Origin of the sequence: Methylobacterium sp. Leaf469, from assembly GCF_001424745.1 — a bacterium.
GTDB lineage: Bacteria > Pseudomonadota > Alphaproteobacteria > Rhizobiales > Beijerinckiaceae > Methylobacterium.
The window spans coordinates 175,207-198,678 of record NZ_LMRE01000045.1; the positions used below are offsets into that span (position 1 = coordinate 175,207).

The window sequence follows — 23,472 nt, forward strand, 5'->3', positions numbered from 1 at the left end:
AACGGTGTCAGCGACGGTGAGCGATGTGTGTCCGCTGCAACCATGACAAGGCAGGCCGTCCGGGTCGGACGGCCTGAATGGGAAACGTGTGAGTCCAAACACCGCCGAGACCAATATCGGAACAGTGCCCTCTCGGGTTCGATCGTTTGGGGTAGGCGGTGTGGTTCGGGTGTGATTCAGGGGATCGGCGTCTGAGGGAGGCGTGCGATGCCTTCAGCGCTCAGCTCTCACGTGAGGGCAGGTTCGGATGCGGTCGCAGCCCGGTCGCGTACGCCCACGGCCTCCGCCAGCAGTTCGGCCACGAGGTCGGCCTGGGAGACGATGCCGACGAGCCGATCGTCCGGACCGACGACCGGCAGGTGTGATAGGCCGTCATCGGACATCCACGGCACGAGGTCGGCGATAGGCGTGTCGGCGCGGACGGACCGGACGGGGCTGGTCATGATGTCCTCGACGCTGCCGTGCGGGGCGCGGCCACGGGCCAGGGTGAGTGCGAGGCGCCGTGCGACCCCGAGGCGCGGGCCGGGCCGCTCCCACACGGTCTTGTCGAGGAGGTCCGTCTGCGTGACGATCCCGAGGATGCGAGCACCTTCGTCGGTCACCGGCAGCGCTTTGACGCGGTGGTGGCGCAGGAGGCCGAGAGCTTCGTGCAGGGGCGCTTGCGGCGCCACGGCGATGACGTTGCGGGACATGATGGCCGCGCAGGTGATCGGGCCGGCGGCACGCCTCCGATACCCTTCGAGCTGAACTCGCCCCAGGATCGCCGCGAGGTCGTCGCGTGCCACATCCAAGACGCCATCATACGCGGCCAGGACCGCGTCCAGGTCTGCGTGGGTGACGCTCCGGGTGGACGGCGCTGGATCGGCGGTGCCGTGCCCGGGGGCGGCCCGGTGCGGATAGGCCCGTCCGGTGAGGTTGTTGAACACGATCGCGACGGCGAGGATCGCGACCGAATTGGCGCCCACGGGCCATAGGACGAAACCGTAGCCGAGGTCGTGGATGGCCGGGCCGCCGAGTACCGCCGTGAGGGCGACGGCGCCGCTCGGCGGGTGAAGGCAGCGCAGGGTCGTCATCAGGGCGATGGCAGTGCCGATCGCCACCGACGCCGCCGCGAGGGCATCCGGGATCGCGGCCGCGGCCGTGACGCCGACGAGGGCCGCGACGCCGTTGCCGCCGAGGATCGACCAGGGTTGGGCGAGCGGGCTCGCCGGGACGGCGAAGAGCAGAACCGCCGAAGCGCCCATGGGGGCGATGAGCACCGGAAGCACCGCGTCGGCTCCCAGGGCGAGGCGGGCGATCAGCCCCGTGACCAGGATGCCGACGAGGGCACCTGCCGCCGCACGCAGGCGCTCGCGCCGGCTCGGCGGCGGAGTGTCCGGCAGGAGCTGACGCAGGAACAGTCGCATCGTCGGAGCGGGCCTCGGCGTTCTATTTAGGCGGAAGGCTGCCGACCGATTCGTAGCGGGAGAGCGTGGTGCGGCAATCGGGGCCGAGCGTGACCGGTGTGATCACGACGCGCACGGCGCGCCCCGGGGCGCGCCGATTGGTTGTCAGGCGGAGGCCGATCCTAGACGGCGCGAGCCTGATGCAGGTGCTCGATCTGCTGCTGGGTGTAGCCGAGGTCGAGCAGCACTTCGTCGGTGTGCTCGCCGAGCAGCGGCGAGGCCTTGATGTCGACACTCATGTCCGAGAACTTGATCGGGCTGCCGACGGTCAGGTACGAGCCGAGCTTCGGGTGCTGCACCTCGACGACGGTGCCGCTGGCGCGGAGCGACGGATCGACGGACAGTTCCTTCATCGACAGGACTGGCGAGCACGGGATATCGAACTTGCGCAGGATGTCGACGGCCTCGAACTTGGTCTTGTCGGCGAGCCAGGCCTCGATGACCGCGAACACGTCGAAAATCTTGTCCTGGCGGGCGCGGGCGGTGTTGTAGGCCGGATCATCGATCCACTCCTCCTTGCCGATGGCCTTGCAGATCGGCGCCCAGGCATGACCCTGGATGGTGAAGTAGATGTAGGCGTTGGGGTCGGTCTCCCAGCCCTTGCACTTGAGCACCCAGCCGGGCTGGCCGCCGCCGCCGGCGTTGCCGCCGCGCGGCACCACGTCGGTGAATTCGCCGTGGGGATATTGCGGGTATTCCTCGAGGTAGCCCAGGGCATCGAGGCGCTGCTGGTCGCGCAGCTTCACCCGGCAGAGGTTGAGCACCGAATCCTGCATCGACACGGCGACCTTCTGGCCGGTGCCGGTCTTGTTCTTGTGGTGGAGCGCCGTGAGGATGCCGATGGCGAGGTGCATGCCGGTGTTGGAATCGCCGAGCGCGGCGGCGCTGACGGTGGGCGGCCCATCCCAGAAGCCCGTGGTGGAGGCAGCACCCCCGGCGCACTGCGCCACGTTCTCGTAGACCTTGAGGTCTTCGTAATGGTGACCGTCCGAGAAGCCCTTCACCGAGGCGAGGATCATGCCCGGGTTCAGCTCCTGAATGCGCGCCCAGGAAAAGCCCATGCGATCGAGGGCACCGGGGCCGAAATTCTCGACCATCACGTCCGACTGCCGGATCAGCGTCTCCAGGACTTCCTTGCCCTCGGGCGTCTTGGTGTCGAGGGTGAGCGAACGCTTGTTCGAATTCAGCATGGTGAAGTAGAGGGCGTCGGCATCCTCGACGTGGCGTAACTGCGTGCGGGTCACGTCGCCGGAGCCCGGCCGCTCGACCTTGATCACGTCGGCGCCGAACCAGGCGAGCAATTGCGTGCAGGCGGGTCCGGCCTGGACGTGGGTGAAGTCGATGATCTTGATACCCTCGAGCGGCTTGCTCATGGTGGCGTTCTCCCTGATCGGTCGGTGACGGACACGCTGGTCTCTTGAGAGGCCCGCTTTGCTACGGGTCTGGTGTTGGCCTTGGCGGCTTGTGGCCCGGTCAGGCCGTCTCCACCGCGCCCTGGGGCAGGACACGGGATTCCAGTTCGGCGACGCGGCGGCGCAGGTCGCGCTCCTCGGTCCAGCGCCGCGTCTCGTCGCGGATGATGGCGGCGATGCCCGTCACCGCGCCGTCGGGGCGGTGCAACAGCCCCACCGTGAAGGCGATGGAGAGGGCATGGCCATCCTTGTGGATCGCCGGAACCCGCAGAACGTCGGCGCCGTACTTGGTGATGCCGGTCCGCATGGTCTCGAAGTAGCCGTCCCAATGGCGCCGGCGCTGGCGCTCCGGGGTGATGAGATCGAGGGACTGGCCCATCGCCTCGGCGGCCGTGTGGCCGAAGATGCGCGTGGCGGCCGCGTTCCAGACCACGATGGCGCCCGACGGATCGGACACCACCACGGCATCGCCGATGGCTTCCACCAGACCGAGGACGTCGAACGCCTGTGCGGGGGCTCCACCGGGATCGGCCATCGTTCAGCGCGTGCTCAGGGTGTCTTCGCTGCACAGCACCACAGACGTTCGCAAGTGCAGCAAGGACGGAACGAAGTGGCGTCGAGGGATCGTCACGCGCATGATCGGTTCCTCCGGGCTTTGATTCGACATCGACGGCAACGAGAGCCGCAACGACAGTCTCCTGGGCATGACGAGGACTTGCTTTTTCTGTCCGCCCGTTGTTGGTATTTGGTATGCCAAGCATTTCGGACTGTCAACCGACCATCCTGCCCGCCTCGGAGGAGCTGTCCTGCTCTCCTGCACCCGCGGGCGCCAAAGCGCCGCTCGGTCCGGCAGCGTCAGCGGGTTCGGCCGCCGTCGACGCGGCGGCCGGCCGTGGTCCAGGCATTCGGATCACCCAGGACGCGGCCTATCGCTTCACCGTGGATTTCGGCGGCCTCGCCGCGGTCCTGTCCGTCGACGAGGCGCCCCCCGCCGGTGAGGGGTTCGGTCCTTGCCCGGAACAGCTCCTCGTGGCGGCGGTCTCGAACTGCCTGTGCGCCTCCATGGTGTTCGCCCTCGGCAAGTTCCGCCAGGAGGCGGGCGGCGTGGCGGCGGATGCCCATTGCCGGATCGTGCGAAACGCCGAAGGGCGCCTTCGGATCGGCGGAATCGAGGTCGCCATCGCGCTGGGCACATCGGCCGAGGCTATGCCGCGCCTCGACCGGGTGCTGGAGCAGTTCGAGCGCTTCTGCACCGTATCGCAGAGCGTCGAGGCCGGGATTCCCGTGGCGGTGACCGTCGCGGACGGCACCGGGCGGCGCCTGCGCTGACACCGAATCGAGATCACAGCGAAGGGAAACATCAGCGATGCCCGAGACCGACCGCTCACGCGCCGAGGCACCCGAAGACCTTGCCCGCCTCTTCCATGCCCGCGCCAATGCGGGTGATGTCGAGGGTCTGGTCGCCCTCTACGAACCGGAGGCCGTCGTGGCGGCCGGCGCCGTCGTGGCCACGGGCCATGCCGAGATCCGGACGTTCTACGCCGACCTGCTTGCGCGCAAATCGAACTTTCCGACCGTCGAGGCCCTGCCGGCTCTGCGCAACGGCGACCTCGCCATGACCTTCGCGCGCCTGCCCAATGGGCAGATCTCCGTGGAGACGGCGCGCTTGCAGGCCGATGGCGGCTGGCTCTGGGTGATCGACCAGCTCAAGATCAAACCCCTCACCCCGGCGGACGCCGCGTGACCCGGACCCTCGCCGGTCCGACGGAATCCGACGCCGTCGTCCTCGCGCCGGAGCTCACAGGGCGACTCGGCTTCGCCCATCGCCTGCCGACGACGACGCCCCTGCCGCCCGGCCGGCATGCCCTCGGCCTGTTCGACAATCGTGACGCTGTTCTAGTGGTGCCCGAGGGGTTGGCGCCCGGCCGACCCGTGCCGTTGGTGGTGCTGTTCCACGGCGGCGGCGGCAGCGCGGAGCGGATCCTGCCGATGCTTGAGGCCCATGCTGCGGCGGAGGGGTTCCTGCTGCTGGCACCCCAATCGCTGTTCCCGACCTGGGATCTCGTGATCGGCGGCCACGGCCCGGATCGGGAGCGCCTGTCCGTGGCCCTGGCGGCGGTGGCGGCGCGGTTTCCCCTCGATCCGGCGCGGCTCGTCTTCGCGGGGCATTCCGACGGCGGAAGCTACGCCCTGTCCCTCGGCCTCGCCAACGGCGACGTGGTCACCCACGTCGTCGCATCCTCGGCCGGGTTCCTATCCGTACACCTGCAGGTCGGTGCGCCCCGGATATTCGTCTCCCACGGCACACGCGACGAACAGATCCCCATCGACCGCAGCGCCCGCGTCCACGTCGCACGCCTGCGTGCCGCCGGCTACGCCGTGACGGCGGTCGAGTATGACGGCCCGCACGCCCACCAGCCGGAGGTCGTTGCCCAGGCGGTGGCTTTCCTTCGCGCAACGGTGGAAACTTGAGCTGCTAGGCTCGTCAGGACCGCAACCGTGAAACGGCCTCCTCCGCCCGTAGGCCGGCGAGGTCGGCTGGTGCGACGGCATCGAGCGGCTCGGGAAGGGAGCCGGGTCGGGACGGCAGAACGCCAACGTAGAACATACGACTTCTAGCTCGACTGTTATATCATTTCAAATAGGAGATTCATTTCAGCAGCGGTGTCAGGCGATGCTGAGACCAGACGCGCATGATCGGCGGCGTCATGGGAGGTTTGGCGATGTCGGATGACGAAGCACTGTATGCGCCAGCGGTCCCACGCAACCGGGAGCCCATCGGCGCGGCTTTGGCTAGCGTTCTGCCGCGCTTCGGCACCGTGCTGGAAGTGGCGAGCGGCACGGGTGAGCATGCCCTCCACTGGGCGGCGACGTTTCCCCATCTGATCTGGCAGCCGAGCGATCCGGACCCGGTGGCACGGCGCAGCATCGTCGCCCACACCCGCGCGGCGGCATACGCCAATCTCCGTCCTCCGCTGGACCTCGACGTGTCCATGCCGCATTGGCCGATACCCCGCGCCGATGCCATCGTGTGCATCAATATGATTCACATCGCACCCTGGGCCGCGACGCCAGGGTTGATGGCCGGCGCCGTCCGCTTGCTGCCGCCGGGCGGGGTACTGGTCCTGTACGGTCCGTTCCGAGAGCACGGAGTACGGCTCGCGGACAGCAACGCCGCCTTCGACGCAGACCTGCGCGCCCGCGATCCGGCCTGGGGGCTGCGCGACCTTTCGGCCGTGACCCGTGCTGCCGAAGCCCACGGCCTCGCCCTCTCCCAGCATGTCGCCATGCCGGCCGACAACCTGTTCGTGGTGTTTCGCAAGGCTGATCCGGCGCGATGAAGCGCCTGGATGCGTGCCGGATCGCACCCCCGCCCTCGATGGAGAATGAACGTTCATTGACGTGAGAATGAACGTTCATTATACAGATGGGACAAGCAGGAGTTGGTGATGGTCCTTCCCCATCGTGGCCGCTGGCCGGAATTCGACGCCGTGGAGACCGAGGCCCCGTCCGCCGGGCGCCCCGTGGCGCTCCTCCGCGCGGTCTTCACCCCGGCGAACCTCGTGGTGATGGGCACCCTGGCCTTTGGCTGGCTCGCCCTCATCGGCTGGACCGGCGCCGGGCCGGACAGCTGGCAGGCCCGTGTCTGCGCCGACCTCGACCTTCAGCCCCGCGCCTGCGCCATGGTTCAGTCCTCCGGGACGGCCTCGTGAGCGCGGCCCTCGGCACCGTCATCGACGCGAGGAGCGGTCAGGCGGCGCGGCGCGAGCACATCCTCGACGCGGCGGAAGCCTGCTTCGTGCGCAACGGCTTCCACCGTACCACCATGCAGGACTTGGCCCGCGAGGCGGCCATGAGCCCGGGCAACTTCTACCGCTACTTCGAATCCAAGGAGGCGTTGATCCTCGGGTGGGCCGAGCGCGAGCGCGAGCGCGGCGTCGTCCTGGTGGAGAACCTGGAGCGGGCGGGCGACCGGCGCGCGGCCTTCCTGGGCGTCATCACGCAGTATTTCGAGCGAGTCACGCGCGAAGCGGCGGTGCTGCGCCTCGACATCTGGTCGGAAGCGACGCGCAACCCGGCCATCGCCGCCATGACGAAGAGCGCCGACGCCGAGGCCCGCGACTGGTTCATCGAAACCCTTGCGGCGCTGGCCACTGACCCGGCCTGCGATCCGCACGCGGTCTACGCAATCCTCGATCCCCTGATGAAGGGGCTCGTCGTCAGCCGGGCCCTGATCCCGGGCTTCGATACGGCCGCTGCGGCGGCGCATCTCCGGGCCACCATCGAGGCCGGTCTTGCCGGCCGCCTCCCTGCCCCATCCCCCTCGGAGCCGACCTGATGATCCCGTTGCGCGCACGGACCCTCGGCGCCGTCCTCCTGTCGTTGTCCGCTGCCGGCCCGGCATCCGCCGACGTGGCCCCCGTGAAGGCCCCGCCCCTCCCCGCCGTCAGTGTGGTCGAGGCCCAGCGTCGCGAGATCGTCGAGACCGTGACGGTCACCGGAACTCTGGTCCCGCGCGACGAAATCCTGGTGACGCCGGAGATCGACGGCACCCGCATCACCGAAGTGCTCGCGGAGGAAGGCATGCGGGTCGAGCGCGGCCAGGTCCTGGCACGCCTGTCCCGCGACCTCATCGACCGGCAACTCGCCCAGCAGAAGGCGCTCATCGACAAGGCGGCGGCCTCCGTGCCCCAGGCCCAGAGCACCATCGAGCAGGCCGAAGCCGCCGAGACGGAGGCACGCCTGTCTCACGACCGCGCCCGCCAATTGCTCCAGACGGGCAACGGCACCGCCGTGATCCTGGAAGGCCGCACCTCCGTGCTGCGCCAGGCGGAGGGCAAGCTCGCGTTCGCCCGCAACGGCCTCATCATCGCCAAGGCCGAACTCGCCCAGGCGCAGGCCGTGCGCGACGAGCTCGAGCTGCGCCTTGCCCGAACGGAAATCCGTGCCCCGGAGGCCGGCATCGTCAGCCGTCGTACGGCCCGCGTCGGCATGGCGGCCTCGGGGACGGCCGAGCCCCTGTTCCGCCTCATCGCCCGTGGCGAGATCGAGCTCGAGGGCGAGGTCATCGAGACCAGGCTGCCGCAGATCCGAGAGGGCAAGCCCGCCTGGATCGTACTCGGCGACGGCGAGCGGGTGGAGGGCAGCGTGCGCGCCATCTACCCGGAGGTCGACAAGGCGAGCCGGCTCGGCAAGGTTCGGGTGCGCCTCGACGCCGACTCGCGCCTGCGCATCGGCACCTTCGCGCGCGGCGGCGTCGAACTCGCCCGCACCCGCGACGTCACCGTGCCCCAGGCCTCCATCCTTTACGGCGCCGATCGGCGCAGTACCGTGCTGGTCGTGACGGGCGACCGGGTCGAGTCCCGCCTGGTCCGCACCGGCCTGTCCGACGACGACAGCATCGAGGTCCGCCAGGGCCTCGCAGAGGGCGAGCAGGTGGTCGCCCGCGCCGGCTCCTTCCTGCGAGACGGCGACCGCGTGCGCCCCATCGCGGTCGCCGGCCCGGCTGCCCTCGTGGCGGCGACGCCTTCGCCGCTGGCCACCGCCGAGGCCGGCGTTCCGTAGGGTCGCAATACCTCGATCCGGCCTGCGACCACGAACCTGCCTGAACGCATGCCGTATTCTCTCGCAGAAGCACCCTGACCGATGCGCCTGAACATCTCGGCTTACGCGATCCGCAAGCCCATCGGCCCCCTTGTCCTGTTCCTCGTGCTCATCGTCCTCGGCCTCGTCAGCTTCCGAGGCCTCGCCGTCACGCGCATGCCCAACGTCGACGTGCCGATCGTCTCCGTGGCGATCACCCAGGCGGGTGCGGCGCCCTCCGAATTGCAGACCCAGGTGACCAAGTGGGTCGAGGATTCCATCGCGGGCGTGCGCGGGGTCAAGCACATCACCTCGTCGATCACCGAGGGCTCGTCCGTCACCACCGTCGAGTTTCGCCTCGAGGTGAACACCGACCGGGCCGTCAACGACGTCAAGGACGCGATCTCGAAGATCCGCATCAACCTGCCGCGCACCATCGACGAGCCGGTGATCAGCCGCGTCGAGATCGCCGGTCTGCCGATCCTAGTCTACGGCGTCACCGCCCCCGCCATGCTGCCGGCCGACCTGTCCTGGCTGGTGGAGGACAAGATCGCCCGCACCCTCCAGGGGGTGAAGGGGGTCGGCGGCGTCGAGCGCGTCGGCGGCGTCGCCCGCGAGATGCGCGTGGTGCTCCAGCCCGACCGGCTCTTGGCGTTGGGCATCACGGCGGCGGACGTGAATCGGCAGCTGCGCATCACCTCCGCCGACATGGCGGGCGGGCGCGGCGAGGTCGGCGGACGTGAGCAATCGATCCGGACGCTTGCCGCCTCCCGCACCCTGCGAGACCTCAAGGCGACCTCCATCGTGTTGCCGGGCGGCCGCAAGGTGCGCCTCGACGACCTCGCCACCGTGGAGGATTCCATCGAGGAGCCGCGTACCTTCGCGCGCTTCAACGGCAATCCCGTGGTGGCGTTCACGGTCTCGCGCGGTTCGGGCGCCAGCGACGCCGAGGTGGCGGCAGCGGTGGAGAAAAAGATTGCCGAATTCGCCACCACCTACCCCGACCTCGTGTTCGAGCAGATCGATTCCTCGGTCTCGGCCACCATCGGCTCCTACGATTCGGCCATGCACACCCTCATCGAGGGCGCGGTGCTCGCCGTCATCGTGGTGTTCCTGTTCCTGCGCGACTGGCGCGCGACGCTCATCGCGGCCGTCGCCCTGCCGCTCTCGGTGTTCCCGACCTTCTGGGCCATGGACGCCATGGGGTTCACCCTCAACGGCATCTCCCTGCTGGCCATCACGCTGGTCACCGGTATCCTCGTCGACGATGCCATCGTGGAGATCGAGAACATCGTCCGGCACATGCGGCTCGGCCAATCACCCTACCGCGCCGCCATCGACGGCGCCGACGAGATCGGCCTCGCGGTCATCGCCATCACGGCGACCCTCATCGCGGTGTTCGCGCCGGTCTCGTTCATGGGCGGCATCGCCGGACGCTACTTCATCCAGTTCGGCCTCACCATCGCGGTGTCGGTGTTCATGTCGCTTTTGGTGGCACGTCTGATCACGCCGATGTTGGCTGCCTATTTTTTGCGCGATCATGGCCATGCGGAGGAAGCGGAGGGCCCGGTGATGCGGGCCTACGGCCGCCTCGTCGGCTGGTCCGTGCGCCACCGCTTCATCACCCTGATCGTCGGTCTGGCCCTGTTCGCCGCTTCCCTCGCCTCCACGGGCCTGCTGCCCTCCGGGTTCGTGCCGAAGCAGGACATGGCCCGCACCTTGCTCATGGTCGAACTCGCCCCCGGCGCGCGCCTCGCTGACACCATCGCGGCCTCCGACCGGGTGGCGGCGCGCATCCGCGCCCTGCCGGAGGTGGTCTCGGTCTTCGTCGACGGCGGACGGCAGGTCGGCGGCAAGAAGGAGACGCGTCTCGCGACCTTCATCGTCAACCTGACGCCTAAGAACCGGCGTTCGAAGAAGCAGGGCGCCGTGGAGGCCGAGATTTCGGCCCTCATCGCCGAGGAGCCGGACATCCGCTCGTGGGTGCTTCGCGATTCGGGCCAGCGCGATCTCGCCCTCGTGGTCGGCGGCCCCGACACGGCGGTGGTCTCGGAGGTCGCCGCCCGGCTGCAGCGCGACATGGCGGCGATCCCCCACCTCGTCTCGGTGATGTCGACGGCGCCCCTCAACCGCACGGAGGTCCGCATCCGCCCGAAGGAGGGCTCGGCCGCCGATCTCGGCGTCTCCACCGATGCCATCGCGGAGACGGTGCGAGTGGGTACGATCGGGGACATCGGCCTGAACCTCGCGAAGTTCAACGCCGCCGACCGGCAGGTGCCGATCCGGGTGCAACTGCCCGAGAGCGCGCGCGGCACCGTCGCGCGCCTGGAGACCCTCAAGGTTCCGGCCAAGAACAACGCCGCCGTGCCCCTGGCGGCCGTCGCCGACATCGAACTCGGCCAGGGGCCGGGCGCCATCGACCGCTACGACCGCGTGGTCCGCGTCGCCGTGGAGGCCAACATGGAGAGGTCGGATGCGCTGGGCTCCCTCATCGCCCAGGCCCTCGATACCCCGACGGCGAAGAACCTCCCGCCCGGCGTGACCATCCGCCAGACGGGCGACGCCGAGATCATGGGCGAGGTGTTCTCGGGGTTTCTCATGGCCATGGGCGCCGGAATCATGATGGTCTACGCCGTCCTCGTGCTGCTGTTCGGCTCGTTCCTGCAGCCCCTCACCATCCTGTTCTCCCTGCCGCTCTCCATCGGGGGCGCCATCCTGGGCCTGCTCCTGCTCAACATGCCCATCTCCATGCCGGTGGTCATCGGCATCCTGATGCTCATGGGTCTGGTGACGAAGAACGCCATCATGCTCGTGGACTTCGCCGTCGAGGAGATGGCCCGGGGCGTCGACCGGGTCACCGCCATCGTCGATGCCGGCCGCAAGCGCGCCCGCCCGATCATCATGACGACCCTCGCCATGGCGGCCGGCATGGTGCCCTCCGCCATGGCCCTCGGCGTCGGCGGCGAGTTCCGCGCGCCCATGGCGGTGGCGGTGATCTCGGGGCTGATCGTCTCGACCCTGCTGTCCCTGGTGTTCGTGCCGGCGGTGTTCCTGCTCATGGACAGCCTCGGCAACGTCCTCGGCCGCCTCCTTGGCCGTATCGTCGGGGCCCGCGACGAGGCCCCGGACAGCTCCGTCTCCCACGGGGTGTGAGGAGACGGACGACGCGTCTCGAACGAACAACGCGCCTTCCCGGGGTTCCTCGCCCCGCTCGCCTTCGGCATGAACCCTCGCACGAGTGGCGCGGGTTCCTCCCGCTGTCAGGAGCGGGAGCGCGGCGGTGCACCACGCCGGTGGTTGCGATTCTCGGAAGGAGACCGTTCGGATAGGTCAGCGGCGACCGGGGGGATTCCTTTCTCCAGTCCGGTCGGGCTGGCCGACAGTTTGCATACAGTTTCTCGTTCGGGCTCGGCCCACCGAAGGAACCTGTGTGCGCATGATCGATTCAACGACGCGTCGGACCACGCCCGCCCACGCCAAAGGACGCCTTCTCGCGATCACCCTGCTGTCGGGTCTGATGATGCCGGCGGCCCTCGCGCAGGGCGTCCTCAAGATCGGGATGACCGCCTCCGACATTCCGCTGACCACCGGTCAGGCCGACAATGGCGGCGAGGGTATGCGGTTCACCGGCTATACGGTCTATGACGGCCTCATCAACTGGGACCTGTCCTCGGCGACGAAGCCCTCGGTGCTGGCGCCGGGCCTCGCCACGAGCTGGACCGTGGACCCGGTCGACAAGACCAAGTGGACGTTCAAGCTGCGGGAGGGCGTGACCTTCCACGACGGCTCGCCCTTCACCGCCGAATCGGTGGTGTGGAACCTCGACAAGCTCCTCAAGACAGACGCGCCGCACTTCGATCCGCGCCAATCCGCGCAGGGGCGCTCCCGCATCCCGGCGGTGGCAGGCTACCGCGCCGTCGATCCGACCACCCTCGAGGTGATCACCAAGAATCCCGACGCCACCCTGCCCTACCAGATCGCCTGGATCATGATCTCGTCGCCGGCCCAGTGGGAGAAGCTGGGCAAGAGCTGGGATGCCTTCGCCAAGGCCCCATCTGGAACCGGTCCGTGGAAAATGACGTTGTTCGCGCCGCGCGAGCGCGCCGAGATGGTGCCGAACAAGGCGTACTGGGACACGGCGCGGGTGCCCAAGCTCGACAAGCTCGTGCTGGTGCCCCTGCCGGAAGCCAACGCCCGCGTGGCCGCGCTCCGCTCGGGCCAGGTCGATTGGATCGAGGCGCCGCCGCCCGACGCCGTGGCGTCGCTGAAAGGCGCCGGCTTTTCCATCGTCACCAACGCCTATCCGCACAACTGGACCTGGCATCTGTCGCGCGTCGAGGGCTCGCCGTGGAACGACATCCGCGTGCGCAAGGCCGCCAACCTCGCCGTCGACCGCGAAGGCATGAAGGAGATGCTCAACGGCCTGATGATCCCGGCGCAGGGCTTCATGCCGCCGGGCTCGGCCTGGTTCGGCAAGCCGACCTTCAAACCGGGCTATGATCCGGAAGCCGCCAAGAAGCTCCTGGCGGAGGCCGGCTACGGGCCGAAGAAGCCCATCGTCACGAAGATCCTCATCGCGCCGTCCGGATCGGGCCAGATGCAGCCCCTGCCGATGAACGAACTCATCCAGCAGAATCTCGCCGACATCGGCATCAAGGTCGAGTTCGAGGTGGTGGAGTGGAACACCCTCATCAACCTGTGGCGCGGCGGCGCGAAGGCGGACATGTCCCGCAACGCCACGGGCATGAATTTTTCGTACTTCATCCAGGACCCCTTCACGGGGTTCATCCGCCATCTCCAATGTAATCTTGCTGCGCCCAACGGCACCAACTGGGGCCATTACTGCGACCCCGAGATGGACAAGCTGTTCGACGCGGTGCGCACCACCTTCGATCCGGCAGAGCAGACCAAGGTTCTGGAGAAGGTCCACGAGAAGTACGTCGACGAGGCCCTGTTCCTGATGGTGGCGCACGACACCAATCCCCGGGCCATGAGTCCGAAGGTGAAGGGCTTCGTCCAGGCGCAGAACTGGTTCCAGGATTTCTCGCCGATCTCCATGGGCAAGTGACCGGAGGCGCATCCATGTCGCCCCCACCCGATCACCTCATCCTGAGGCGCCGGAGCGAAGCGGAGGCCTCGAAGGAGGCCTCCAGCCTCTGTCGAGGCTGTTGGAACCATCCTTCGAGGCCCGCTTCGCGGTCACCTCAGGATGAGGGCTGCGGGCGGGACGGCCCACTCACTGAGGTGTTCCCATGCTGAGATTCATCCTCCAGCGCCTCCTCACCGTCACGCCCGTGGCGCTGGGCGTCAGCGTGGTGTGCTTCCTCCTCGTCCACCTCGCCCCCGGCGACCCGTTGAGCGCCGTACTCCCGGTGGACGCCACGCAGGAGACCATCGACGCCATGCGGGCGGCCTACGGCTACGACAAGCCGCTGCCCGTCCAGTACGTGATCTGGCTCTGGCACGTGCTCCAGGGGGATCTCGGCATCTCCATCGCCACCGGGCGGCCCGTGGCACAGGAGGTCGGTCGCGCCGTGGTCAACAGCCTGATCCTCGCCTCCGTTGCGACGCTCATCGGCTTCACCTTCGGCATGGTCTTCGGCTTCGTCGCCGGATACTTCCGCAACTCGATCCTCGACCGCCTCGCCTCCGCCGTGTCGGTATTCGGGGTCAGCGTGCCGCATTACTGGCTCGGCATGGTGCTGGTGATCGTGTTCTCGGCCCAGCTCGGCTGGCTGCCGCCCACCGGCGCCGGGCCGGACGGCTCGGGCAACTGGCGGCCCGATTTCGAGCATCTGCGCTACATCATCCTGCCGGCCCTCACCATGTCGGTGATCCCCATGGGGGTCATCGCCCGCACGGTCCGGGCCCTGGTGGGCGACATCCTGGCCCAGGATTTCGTCGGGGCGCTGCGGGCCAAAGGCATGAGCGAGTTCGGCGTGTTCCGGCACGTCGTCAAGAACGCGGCCCCCACGGCGCTGGCCATCATGGGCCTGCAGCTCGGCTACCTGCTCGGCGGTTCGATCCTCATCGAGACGGTGTTCGCCTGGCCGGGCACGGGCTTCCTCCTCAACGCCGCGATCTTCCAGCGCGACCTACCCCTGCTGCAGGGCTCGATCCTCGTCCTGGCGATGTTCTTCGTCGCCCTCAACCTCATCGTCGACGTCGTGCAGACGGCGCTCGACCCGCGCATCGAGAGGGGCTGATGGCACACACGATCGCACCGGCCATCGACATCGCAGGCGGGGCTTCTCCCGCCTCGTCCACCCCCGACGCCTTCGTGGCCTCGCGGGGTTTCTGGGGGCAGGTCGGCCACAAGCTCGTCCGCGATCCCGTGGCGATGGTGGCGGCCTGCATCATCCTCGCCATCGTGGCCGTGGCGATCCTGTCGCCGTGGATCACCCCCATGGATCCGTATCGCGGCTCGATGCTGCGCCGGCTCAAGCCCATCGGCGACGCCACCTACATCCTCGGTTCGGACGAGCTCGGCCGCGACATGCTGAGCCGCCTGATGATGGGCGGGCGCCTGTCGCTGTTCATCGGCGTCACCCCGGTCATCTTGGCCTTCGTCATCGGCTCGGGGATCGGGATCCTCGCCGGCTACGTCGGCGGCTGGGTCAATACCGTGTTGATGCGGACCGTCGACGTGTTCTTCGCGTTCCCGTCCGTGCTCCTCGCCATCGCGCTCTCGGGCGCGCTGGGGGCCGGTGTGTTCAACTCCATCGTCTCGCTGACCTGCGTGTTCGTGCCCCAGATCGCCCGCGTGGCCGAGAGCGTGACCACGCAGATCCGCTCGCGCGACTACGTCGATGCCGCCCGGCTGTCGGGTGCCTCGACGTTCACGATCCTCCGGGTGCAGGTGCTCGGCAACGTGCTGGGGCCGATCTTCGTCTACGCCACCAGCCTCATCAGCGTGTCGATGATCCTCGCTTCCGGCCTGTCGTTCCTCGGCCTCGGGGTGAAGCCGCCGGAGCCCGAATGGGGCCTGATGCTGAACACCCTGCGCACGGCGATCTACGTGAACCCCCTGGTCGCGGCCCTTCCCGGCCTCGCCATCTTCATCGTGTCGATCTCGTTCAACCTGTTCTCGGACGGGCTCCGGTCCGCCATGGAGGTGAAGTCTTGAGCATCCTCACCGGCACCGTTCCGCACGACCGCGACCGGGGCGGCCCGGCCCAGCCCCTGCTCTCCATCGACGGGCTGGTGAAACACTTTCCCGTCAAGAAGGGGCTCGGCGGCAAGAAGGCCGTGGTGCGTGCCGTCGACGGCGTCGATTTCAACATCCTGAAGGGCGAGACTCTCGGGATCGTCGGCGAATCCGGCTGCGGCAAGTCAACGACGGCGCGGCTCATCATGGGGCTGATGCCGCACGATGCCGGCGAGTTGCTGTTCGACGGCGAGCGCATCGGCGGGCGCGCCCTCCCCTGGCGGGAGTTCCGCGCCCAGACCCAGATGGTGTTCCAGGACAGCTACGCCTCCCTCAACCCGCGCATGACCATCGAGGGCTCCGTGGCGTTCGGGCCGCGGGTGCACGGCGTGCCGAAACGCCAGGCCATCGAGCGGGCGCGCTCGCTCCTCGCCCGCGTCGGCCTGGAGCCCTCGCGCTTCGCCGCGCGCTATCCGCACGAACTTTCCGGAGGGCAGCGCCAGCGCGTGAACATCGCCCGCGCGCTGGCCCTGGAGCCGCGCCTCGTGGTCCTCGACGAGGCGGTCTCGGCCCTCGACAAGTCCGTGGAGGCGCAGGTGCTGAACCTACTCATGGATCTCAAGCAAAAATTCGCCCTCACCTACCTGTTCATCTCCCACGACCTCAACGTCGTGCGCTTCATCTGCGACCGGGTGGCGGTGATGTATCTCGGTCAGGTGGTGGAGATCGGCCCCGCCGACACCGTTCTGGCCGACCCGGCCCATCCCTACACGGCGGCCCTCCTGTCCTCGATGCCCTCCATGGACCCGGACGCGCGCACCGAGGTGGCGCCGCTGGCTGGCGACCCGCCCAACCCCATCGATCCGCCGCCGGGCTGCCGCTTCCACCCGCGCTGCACCCTGGTGGAGGAGGTGTGCCGGACGCGACCACCGTCCCTCGCCCCCGTCGATCCCCAGCACCGCGTTGCCTGCCTCGCCCGCCAGCCGGGCTCCGGCCACTCCGCCGCCCCCACCCTGTCGGTGGCCGCATGAGCCGGCCTCCTCATCACCGAAGACTGACCGGATCGAGCGCGGGTCCCCTCTCCTGCAAGGAGAGGGACAGGGTGAGGTGTCTGACCTCTTCGGAGATGGATCACACCGCATCCCAATCCTCTCCTTCCAAGAGAGGGAGCCGGTTGCACCCCACGATAGCCCGGAGGGCTCGCCCATGAGCAGCGGACTCGCAAAGGAGCCCGCCGTCGCCATCCGGGGCCTCCGCGTGGTGTTCGGCGGCGTGGTCGAGGCCGTGGACGGGGTCGATCTCACCCTGGAGCGCGGCCGGGCCGTGGCGCTGATCGGCGAATCGGGCTCCGGCAAGAGCGTGACCCTGCGTGCCATCATGCGGCTCAACCCCGAACGCAAGACGCGGATCGAAGGGGAGATCCTGGTCTCCGGCCAGGATGTCATGAGGCTGTCCCCGAAAGCGCTCCGCGCCCTTCGGGGACGGGAAGTTGCGATGATCTTCCAAGAGCCGCTCCTCGCCCTCGATCCGGTCTACACCGTGGGCAAGCAGATCACCGAGGCGATCCGCCAGCACGAGACCATCGGCGCCGAGGCGGCGCGGCGGCGGGCCCTCGAATTGTTCGAGCGCGTCCGCATTCCGTCCCCGGAACGGCGCCTCGACGCCTATCCGCACGAGATGTCGGGCGGCATGCGCCAGCGCGCTATGATCGCCCTCGCGCTCGCCTGCCGGCCGCAGGTGCTGCTCGCCGACGAGCCGACCACGGCGCTGGACGCCACGGTGCAGATCCAGATCCTGCTGCTCCTGCGCGAGCTGCAGGCCGAACTCGGCCTCTCGACGCTCTTCGTCACCCACGACCTCGGCGCCGCCGTGGAGGTCGCCGACCGCATCGCCGTGATGTATGCCGGCCGGATCGTCGAGGAGGGCTCCGCCCGCGACGTGGTGCTCAACCCCCACCACCCCTACACCATCGGCCTCCTGCGCAGCCGCGCCGACGGGGCGCTCGCCAAGGGCTCGCGTCTGAAGACGATCCCGGGCTCGCCCCCGGACCTCGCCAACCGCCCGCCTGGCTGCCCCTTCGCCCCGCGCTGCTTCCTCGCGGAGGAAAGATGCCACGTCGACGCCCCCCCGGACGTCGCCGTCGCGCCGGGACACCGGGCGGCGTGCTGGCGTACGGACACGGCGCAGGCCGCGTTCCAGGGCGACCGGGCACGGGTCCTCGAAGCGGCTCACTAGACCGGCCGGTCCTTGGCCTTCGGACGGGGGCCACGGGTGCGCGCGTCTCCCTTCGTGGGGGAGCCCTCATCGATCAGCGAACAAGGAGCCCGCATGAGCACGGCACGGCACAACCTGCGCGTGGACGGCGCGCGCCTCTGGTCCACCCTCATGGAGACGGCGGCGTTCGGCGGAACCCCGGCGGGCGGCATCAACCGCCTCACCCTGTCGCTGGAGGACGGGCAGGTCCGCGACTGGTTCCGCAACGCCTGCGAGGCCGCCGGGCTGACCGTCGGCACCGACGAACTCGGCACCCAGTTCGCCCTCAGGCCGGGCCGGGATATGAGCCGGCGGCCCATCGCCACGGGCTCGCACCTCGACACCCAGCCGACGGGCGGGCGCTTCGACGGCATCCTCGGCACCCTGGCGGGGCTGGAGATGGTCCGCACCCTCAACGATGCGGGTATCGAGACGGAGGCGCCGATTCTGCTCGTTAACTGGACCAACGAGGAGGGCTCCCGCTACGCCCCCGCCACCATGGCGTCGGCCGCCCATGTGGGCACCTTCACGGTGACCGACATCCTCGCCCGGGCGGATGCGGATGGGATCAGCGTGGCGGAGGCCCTGGCCCGCCTCGGCATCGTCGCCACGGAACCTACGGGGTCACGGGCCATCGGCGCTTTCGTCGAGCTTCACATCGAACAGGGGCCGATCCTGGAGGCGGAGCAGAAGACCATCGGGGTGGTGGAGGGCGGCCAGGGCATCATCTGGTTCGACGGCACGGTGACGGGATTCGAGAGCCATGCGGGCACCACGCCGATGCCGCGCCGACGCGACGCGCTCACCGGCCTCGCCGAAGTGGCCTTGGCCGTCGAGCGCATCGCCCACGCGCACGGCCCGAGCGCTGTCGCGACCATGGGCGAGGCGGTGATCGGCGCGCCGTCCCGCAACGTGATCCCCGGCCGGGTCCGCTTCACCCTCGATGTGCGTGATCCCCATGCCGCGACCCTCGACGCCATCGACACGGATCTGCGCGCGGCGCTCGCCGAGATCGCCGCACGTCGCAACCTCGCCATCACCCTCGACGCCGTGTGGCGCCAGGAGCCGGTGCCGTTCGATCCCCGCCTCGTCGCCCTTGTGGAGCGGGGCGCCGAGAGCCTCGGCCTGCCCCACCGCCGCATGGTCTCGGGCGCCTCGCACGACGCCTGCAACCTCGCTCTCCGGGTGCCCACCGCGATGATCTTCGTGCCGTGCAAGGATGGCATCAGTCACAACGAGTCCGAGTCGGCGACGCAGGCCGACTGTACCGCCGGGGCCGACCTCCTGCTCCAGACGGTTCTGACCCTCGCGAGCTCACCGGCGGCGCCTTGACGCCTTGGAGGACCGACGAACCGGCGGCGCGCTTTCCCTCCGCCGCCCCCTGCCGCGTGCCGAAGCTCCAAGGTGCAGATTGACAAGCGCCCGCTTCCAACCCCGGCAGTTCGTGCCGTCGCTCCCCCGGGCCGATCCGGCGGAATTGCGTTAGGGGGCGATCGCGCTGACAGCGATTACTGTCGCGGATCACTGGGGTCGGTAGCGATCCGACCACGGTCGTGGCATCGTAGCCGCGACAGCATTGCCTGCCTTCCTCGGTTTGGATCCGGAAATGCAATCGGTCCGTGTGTGGTGTCACACGAAAACGCGCATACGCTCGTGAACCGGCCTGCGCCGTACCCGTTGGAAGGGAGCAGCTCCACCTCGCCAAGGACCACGCCCGTGACACCGAAACTCCTCGTTGGCGCCCTCATCCTCTCCTTCGGAACCGTCAGCGCCGCCGTGGCACAATCTCCGGCCGAAACTGGTACTGGCGGGGATGTCACGACGACATCGCGCGCCGCCAACACCACCTCGGTCGGCCAGACCAAGCCTCCCGGCGCCGCAACGGGTGGAGAAGTCGACCGGAATGCCGATCGGCTCACGAATCAGCAGAAGAAAGACAACGAGATCACCAAGGGCATCTGCATCGGCTGCAATTGACCGCACGCAGGAGTTTACGGGCTTCACAGAGGCTAACCAGTATCCGGAAGTCCAGCCACTGGCGAAGTAAGCCTGTGGAGGAGGCATCGATGAAGCCGGGCCACGTGGCCGGCGGGGTTTCCATCGAATCGGTGTCGCCTCATTGGATTGGAGCGTCGCCTCTGCGGGTGCTCATCTCTGCCCTGCAGCCGCATCGTCGGTTTAACGAAAGCTGTGCGGCTTCGATGGTGCGGATCGCATTCCATGCGACGGAGCGGCGCCGGTGGCCTCGCGACTCGGACCTCTCCGATCGACTGAATTCGCCCGCGATAGAATCTTTCCGCGTGACTGGCTGAACGCCCGCGTCCAATCGCCGAACGTCATTTGTACGGTTCGGATCACTCACACACGCAGCGCGGCAAGTAGCGTCAAGATTTCGCGTAGGAAGTTCAGCAAGCGCGTAAAACGTGGACAATTTCCATTGCAAGGCTGCGGGACCGAGCCTTTCAATAAGAAATAATTACTATGAAATTCCTCCTACTTTCTAACTTGAATTAGTTTTCTAAATGGTATCTAAGTAAGGATACCGAATCTGGCTCAAACGATCAAACCCAGTACCCGACAGGCAAATGAAACAGTCCTTTCGATACAGGCCCCGCCATGCCCCCGCATCTCGATCAAACCGGTTTACAGAATAGACTTCTGGCCAATCTGCGGCCGGATCTATTCGAGGCGCTCGCTCCACATCTCACGTCCGTATCGCTGGACCAGCATCATGTCGTCGAAACGTCCCTCGAGACGATCTCGCATGTGTGTTTTCCTGGCCCGGGTATCATTTCTATTGTCGCTCGAACGCCAGGCGATATCGGAATGGAAACGGGTTTGGTTGGCCCGGAGGGTATGACGGGCCTTCCGCTTCTTTACGGAGTCGAGCAGGCGCCGTACGATGCTTTCGTGCAGATCCCATGTCGGGTTCTACGTATCCCGGCCTCAGACTTTCAGGAGGCTTTGGCCGCGAACCGCATCCTGCATCTGCATCTGCTGCGCTACGCCTATGCCTTTTCGATCCAAGTGGCGCAGACGGCTCTGTGCAACGGGCGCTTTCCCATCGAACAGCGCCTGGCCCGTTGGTTGCTCATGAGCCACGACCGCCTCGGTCGCGAGGACATCACACTGACGCACGAGTTCCTGTCCCTGATCCTCGGCGTGCGCCGCGCCGGCGTGACGATGGCTCTGCACGGCCTCGTAGCCCGGGGAGCCGTCGCGATCCATCGCGGCATGATCGTGATCCGCGATCGCGCCCTACTGCTCGGCACGGCAGCGGGTGCGTACGGGCTACCCGAATCCGTGTACGCCGACGTCATGCCGGGCGTGTCGGAGGCGCGCGCCGCTTGAGGGTTCGCGCCGGAGCCTCGACACAACACGACTTGTGCAACAATTCGAACCCGTGGGTTCCGCTTTCGGCGAAGAACTCGACAGCCGCTTCCCACGCGGCGAACACGGGAAAGGCCGATCCCAACATCAGGCCGGCGACCACACCGAGGGCACGGGCCAAGTCTCGGGAGGTCGGAGCGGCGAGCCCGACCAGTCGTGGCCGCGCATGCGTCCACCTTTTTCGCCGTCACCGGTTGGGAGTGGTGGTGTCGTGGTCAACACTCGGCGCTCCGGGGCAAGGGATGCGCCGGTTCGCAGGTGTGTTCCATCCTCCGTATTCGTGTGGCCGCCTCGGGCGAGGTTGTGACGGCGTGAATGCAAACCTGTCGGCGGACGTTTCGAGGTCGGGCGTCCGAGGTCGGCGCGTCACGGTCGGATTGGTCGCGCTGGCCCGGTGAAGTCCGCCACGCTTAGAATGCCTGATAGAACGGCATCGCTGTGGCCCCGTCGGCGGCTCCTACCGGTTTGGCAATCCACGCTGCTGCCGCTCGCGGCGGATGCTATCGGCCTGGGCCATGATCTGCTCTCGAAGGCCTTCGAGACCGTTTCGCGTCTTTTCGTGCCCAGCGCCAGCCAGCGACGGATCGGGGTAGCGCCGATCCCATTCCAGAACCATCGAGATCGTACTTGCCAGCTTCGTGACGTCGCCGAAGGCATACTCGTTCACCGGCCGCCCAATCGTCTCGATAAGCGCGGCGAAAAGAGCCGGGTGCCCCGTCGGATCAAGATCGCGATGCGCTGCCAGGTAGCTCCGATAGCGCAACTGTCCAGCATAAAACCAGAATGCCGCCTCGTCTCCGCGACCCACCTCGAGAAGGGCCTGCGCCTTCGCCATCACGTCGCCCGGAGGAAGCCTTGCCGCGGCCTCGGCGCCGTCGGGCAGGCCGATCCCCTGTGCCGTCGCCGGGAAGGCCAGCAAGGAGGTCCATAGCGCAACGATCGACAACGCGCCGGCCCGGAGCCACGATCTGCGATCCACCATGCTACACCTCTTTTTTTCTACCGACGGTCCGGCATCACGGCTGGCCTTCGGTAGCTCCCCTCAGCTCAGCCTTAGACCAGACGGTTCTGTTCGGCACTCTTGAAGCGACGACGCGCTCGAAGAATTCCTACGCCCGCCAATCCGGGAGCGCTTCGGGCGTCCCTTCGAGCCAGCCCGGGATCGGCAGGCCGCGCTCTCTCAGGAAGCCTGGGTTGAACAGCTTCGAGGCGTACCGGGCGGCACCGTCGCACAGGATCGTCACGATGGTGTGGCCCGGACCGAGTTCCCGCGCCAGCCGGATCGCTCCCGCGACGTTGATGCCCGATGAGCCCCCGAGACTGAGGCCCTCCTCGCGCATGAGGCCGAAGACGTGGTCGAGGGCCTCGCGGTCGGGGATGCGGAATGAATGGTCCGGCCGAAAACCTTCGAGGTTGCGGGTCACCCGGCCCTGGCCGATGCCCTCTGTGATGGAGGAGCCCTCGGCCTTCAGGGCGCCGTCGGTGTAGTAGGCGTGCAGCGCCGAGCCCTCCGGGTCCGCGAGCGCGATGCGGATGCTGGGCTTCAGGGCGCGCAGGGCCTGCGCCGTGCCGGCCAGGGTCCCGCCGGTGCCGGCCGCGCAGACGAATCCGTCGACGGCGCCGTCCGTGGCGGCGAAGATTTCCGGGCCGGTGGTCTCGACATGGGCCTGCCGGTTGGCGACGTTGTCGAACTGGTCGGCGAAGAACGCGCCTGCCGGCTCGGTGGCACTGAGCGCCTCGGCGAGGCGGCGCGCGGCGTGGACGTAGTTGTTCGGGTTCGAGAACGGCACCGCCGGCACCTCGACGAGACGGGCGCCCGCGAGCCGCAGGGTTTCCTTCTTCTCGGCCGATTGCGTCTCGGGAATCACGATCACCGTGCGGTAGCCGCGCACGGATGCGACGAGGGCGAGCCCGATGCCGGTGTTGCCGGCGGTGCCCTCCACGATGGTGCCGCCGGGGCGGACGAGCCCGCGCGCCTCCGCGTCCCGCACGATGGAGAGGGCGGCGCGGTCCTTCACCGACAGGCCTGGATTCAGGAACTCGGCCTTGCCGAGGATCGTGCACCCGGTCTCCTCGGAAGCGCGCGCCAGCCGGATCAGCGGCGTGCCGCCGATGGCCGAGAGGATGTCTTGATGCCGCGTCATGGGGCGTGCCGTTCCGTAGGAGATCCGTCGCGCGTCGACTCGCCGCCATCCGCCCTCGCCCACGACAGCCGGCCGGCGCGACGCGCGCATGGGAAGGA

21 protein-coding genes are annotated in these 23,472 nt (G+C 68.2%); 16 read left to right on the plus strand and 5 right to left on the minus strand.

Annotated features, from left to right (window positions below):
* Positions 1 to 227 precede the first annotated feature (227 nt).
* From ASG60_RS20895 to ASG60_RS20905, 3 genes are all read right to left on the minus strand, one after another.
* The gene (locus ASG60_RS20895; protein WP_056387627.1) at positions 228 to 1,406 is read right to left on the minus strand and encodes an HPP family protein; all 1,179 of its coding nucleotides are present in this window, start codon (positions 1,404 to 1,406) and stop codon (positions 228 to 230) included.
* 161 nt (positions 1,407 to 1,567) lie between these two features.
* Positions 1,568 to 2,818 carry a formyl-CoA transferase gene (gene frc, locus ASG60_RS20900; protein ID WP_056174328.1) on the minus strand — a complete coding sequence of 417 codons (1,251 nt, stop codon included), beginning with the start codon at positions 2,816 to 2,818 and terminating at the stop codon, positions 1,568 to 1,570.
* A 100-nt stretch (positions 2,819 to 2,918) separates the two neighbouring features.
* A complete protein-coding gene (locus ASG60_RS20905) occupies positions 2,919 to 3,392 on the minus strand; it encodes a PAS domain S-box protein (protein WP_056304818.1) in 474 nt (157 codons plus the stop codon).
* A 368-nt stretch (positions 3,393 to 3,760) separates the two neighbouring features.
* Between ASG60_RS20905 and ASG60_RS20910 the strand changes: the two genes are divergently transcribed.
* The 16 genes from ASG60_RS20910 (at position 3,761) to ASG60_RS22305 (ending at position 21,191) form a co-directional block, all read left to right on the plus strand.
* Entirely contained in the window at positions 3,761 to 4,186 is a 426-nt protein-coding gene (locus tag ASG60_RS20910) for an OsmC family protein (RefSeq protein ID WP_056387709.1), read from the plus strand.
* Between the two features lie 37 nt (positions 4,187 to 4,223).
* A complete protein-coding gene (locus ASG60_RS20915) occupies positions 4,224 to 4,601 on the plus strand; it encodes a nuclear transport factor 2 family protein (RefSeq protein ID WP_056387634.1) in 378 nt (125 codons plus the stop codon).
* A complete protein-coding gene (locus ASG60_RS20920; protein ID WP_056387636.1) occupies positions 4,598 to 5,329 on the plus strand; it encodes an esterase in 732 nt (243 codons plus the stop codon). Before ASG60_RS20915 ends, ASG60_RS20920 begins: the two co-directional genes overlap by 4 nt.
* A 221-nt stretch (positions 5,330 to 5,550) precedes the next feature.
* Positions 5,551 to 6,198: a DUF938 domain-containing protein gene (locus tag ASG60_RS20925; protein WP_056387638.1), complete on the plus strand. Its 648-nt coding sequence runs from the start codon at positions 5,551 to 5,553 to the stop codon at positions 6,196 to 6,198.
* A gap of 108 nt (positions 6,199 to 6,306) precedes the next feature.
* On the plus strand, positions 6,307 to 6,570 hold the full coding sequence (locus ASG60_RS20930; RefSeq protein WP_156398972.1) for a hypothetical protein: 264 nt from the start codon (positions 6,307 to 6,309) through the stop codon (positions 6,568 to 6,570).
* Entirely contained in the window at positions 6,567 to 7,196 is a 630-nt protein-coding gene (locus tag ASG60_RS20935; protein WP_056387640.1) for a TetR/AcrR family transcriptional regulator, read from the plus strand. The genes ASG60_RS20930 and ASG60_RS20935 overlap by 4 nt, the downstream gene beginning before the upstream one ends.
* Positions 7,196 to 8,422, plus strand: a complete 1,227-nt coding sequence (locus ASG60_RS20940) for an efflux RND transporter periplasmic adaptor subunit (RefSeq protein ID WP_056387644.1) — start codon at positions 7,196 to 7,198, stop codon at positions 8,420 to 8,422. Before ASG60_RS20935 ends, ASG60_RS20940 begins: the two co-directional genes overlap by 1 nt.
* Positions 8,423 to 8,503: 81 nt before the next feature.
* Positions 8,504 to 11,593 (plus strand): efflux RND transporter permease subunit, encoded by a 3,090-nt coding sequence (locus ASG60_RS20945; RefSeq protein WP_056387646.1) that lies wholly within the window; start codon positions 8,504 to 8,506, stop codon positions 11,591 to 11,593.
* A 364-nt stretch (positions 11,594 to 11,957) separates the two neighbouring features.
* Positions 11,958 to 13,508 carry an ABC transporter substrate-binding protein gene (locus ASG60_RS20950; protein WP_244473862.1) on the plus strand — a complete coding sequence of 517 codons (1,551 nt, stop codon included), beginning with the start codon at positions 11,958 to 11,960 and terminating at the stop codon, positions 13,506 to 13,508.
* Between the two features lie 184 nt (positions 13,509 to 13,692).
* Positions 13,693 to 14,646 carry an ABC transporter permease gene (locus tag ASG60_RS20955; protein ID WP_056304837.1) on the plus strand — a complete coding sequence of 318 codons (954 nt, stop codon included), beginning with the start codon at positions 13,693 to 13,695 and terminating at the stop codon, positions 14,644 to 14,646.
* A complete protein-coding gene (locus ASG60_RS20960) occupies positions 14,646 to 15,566 on the plus strand; it encodes an ABC transporter permease (protein WP_056174309.1) in 921 nt (306 codons plus the stop codon). The genes ASG60_RS20955 and ASG60_RS20960 overlap by 1 nt, the downstream gene beginning before the upstream one ends.
* Positions 15,563 to 16,618 (plus strand): ABC transporter ATP-binding protein, encoded by a 1,056-nt coding sequence (locus tag ASG60_RS20965; RefSeq protein WP_056387649.1) that lies wholly within the window; start codon positions 15,563 to 15,565, stop codon positions 16,616 to 16,618. Before ASG60_RS20960 ends, ASG60_RS20965 begins: the two co-directional genes overlap by 4 nt.
* Before the next feature lie 175 nt (positions 16,619 to 16,793).
* Positions 16,794 to 17,822, plus strand: a complete 1,029-nt coding sequence (locus tag ASG60_RS20970; RefSeq protein WP_056387652.1) for an ABC transporter ATP-binding protein — start codon at positions 16,794 to 16,796, stop codon at positions 17,820 to 17,822.
* Positions 17,823 to 17,915: 93 nt separating this feature from the next.
* Complete coding sequence (locus ASG60_RS20975; protein ID WP_056387654.1) at positions 17,916 to 19,172, plus strand: Zn-dependent hydrolase; 1,257 nt, start codon at positions 17,916 to 17,918, stop codon at positions 19,170 to 19,172.
* A 384-nt stretch (positions 19,173 to 19,556) separates the two neighbouring features.
* Complete coding sequence (locus ASG60_RS20980) at positions 19,557 to 19,817, plus strand: hypothetical protein (RefSeq protein ID WP_056304845.1); 261 nt, start codon at positions 19,557 to 19,559, stop codon at positions 19,815 to 19,817.
* Positions 19,818 to 20,456: 639 nt separating this feature from the next.
* Positions 20,457 to 21,191 carry a Crp/Fnr family transcriptional regulator gene (locus ASG60_RS22305; protein WP_082479408.1) on the plus strand — a complete coding sequence of 245 codons (735 nt, stop codon included), beginning with the start codon at positions 20,457 to 20,459 and terminating at the stop codon, positions 21,189 to 21,191.
* A 496-nt stretch (positions 21,192 to 21,687) separates the two neighbouring features.
* Here ASG60_RS22305 and ASG60_RS20990 read toward each other — a convergent pair whose 3' ends face one another.
* Entirely contained in the window at positions 21,688 to 22,212 is a 525-nt protein-coding gene (locus ASG60_RS20990; RefSeq protein WP_056387657.1) for a hypothetical protein, read from the minus strand.
* 127 nt (positions 22,213 to 22,339) lie between these two features.
* On the minus strand, positions 22,340 to 23,374 hold the full coding sequence (locus ASG60_RS20995) for a cysteine synthase A (protein ID WP_056387661.1): 1,035 nt from the start codon (positions 23,372 to 23,374) through the stop codon (positions 22,340 to 22,342).
* Positions 23,375 to 23,472: the final 98 nt, after the last annotated feature.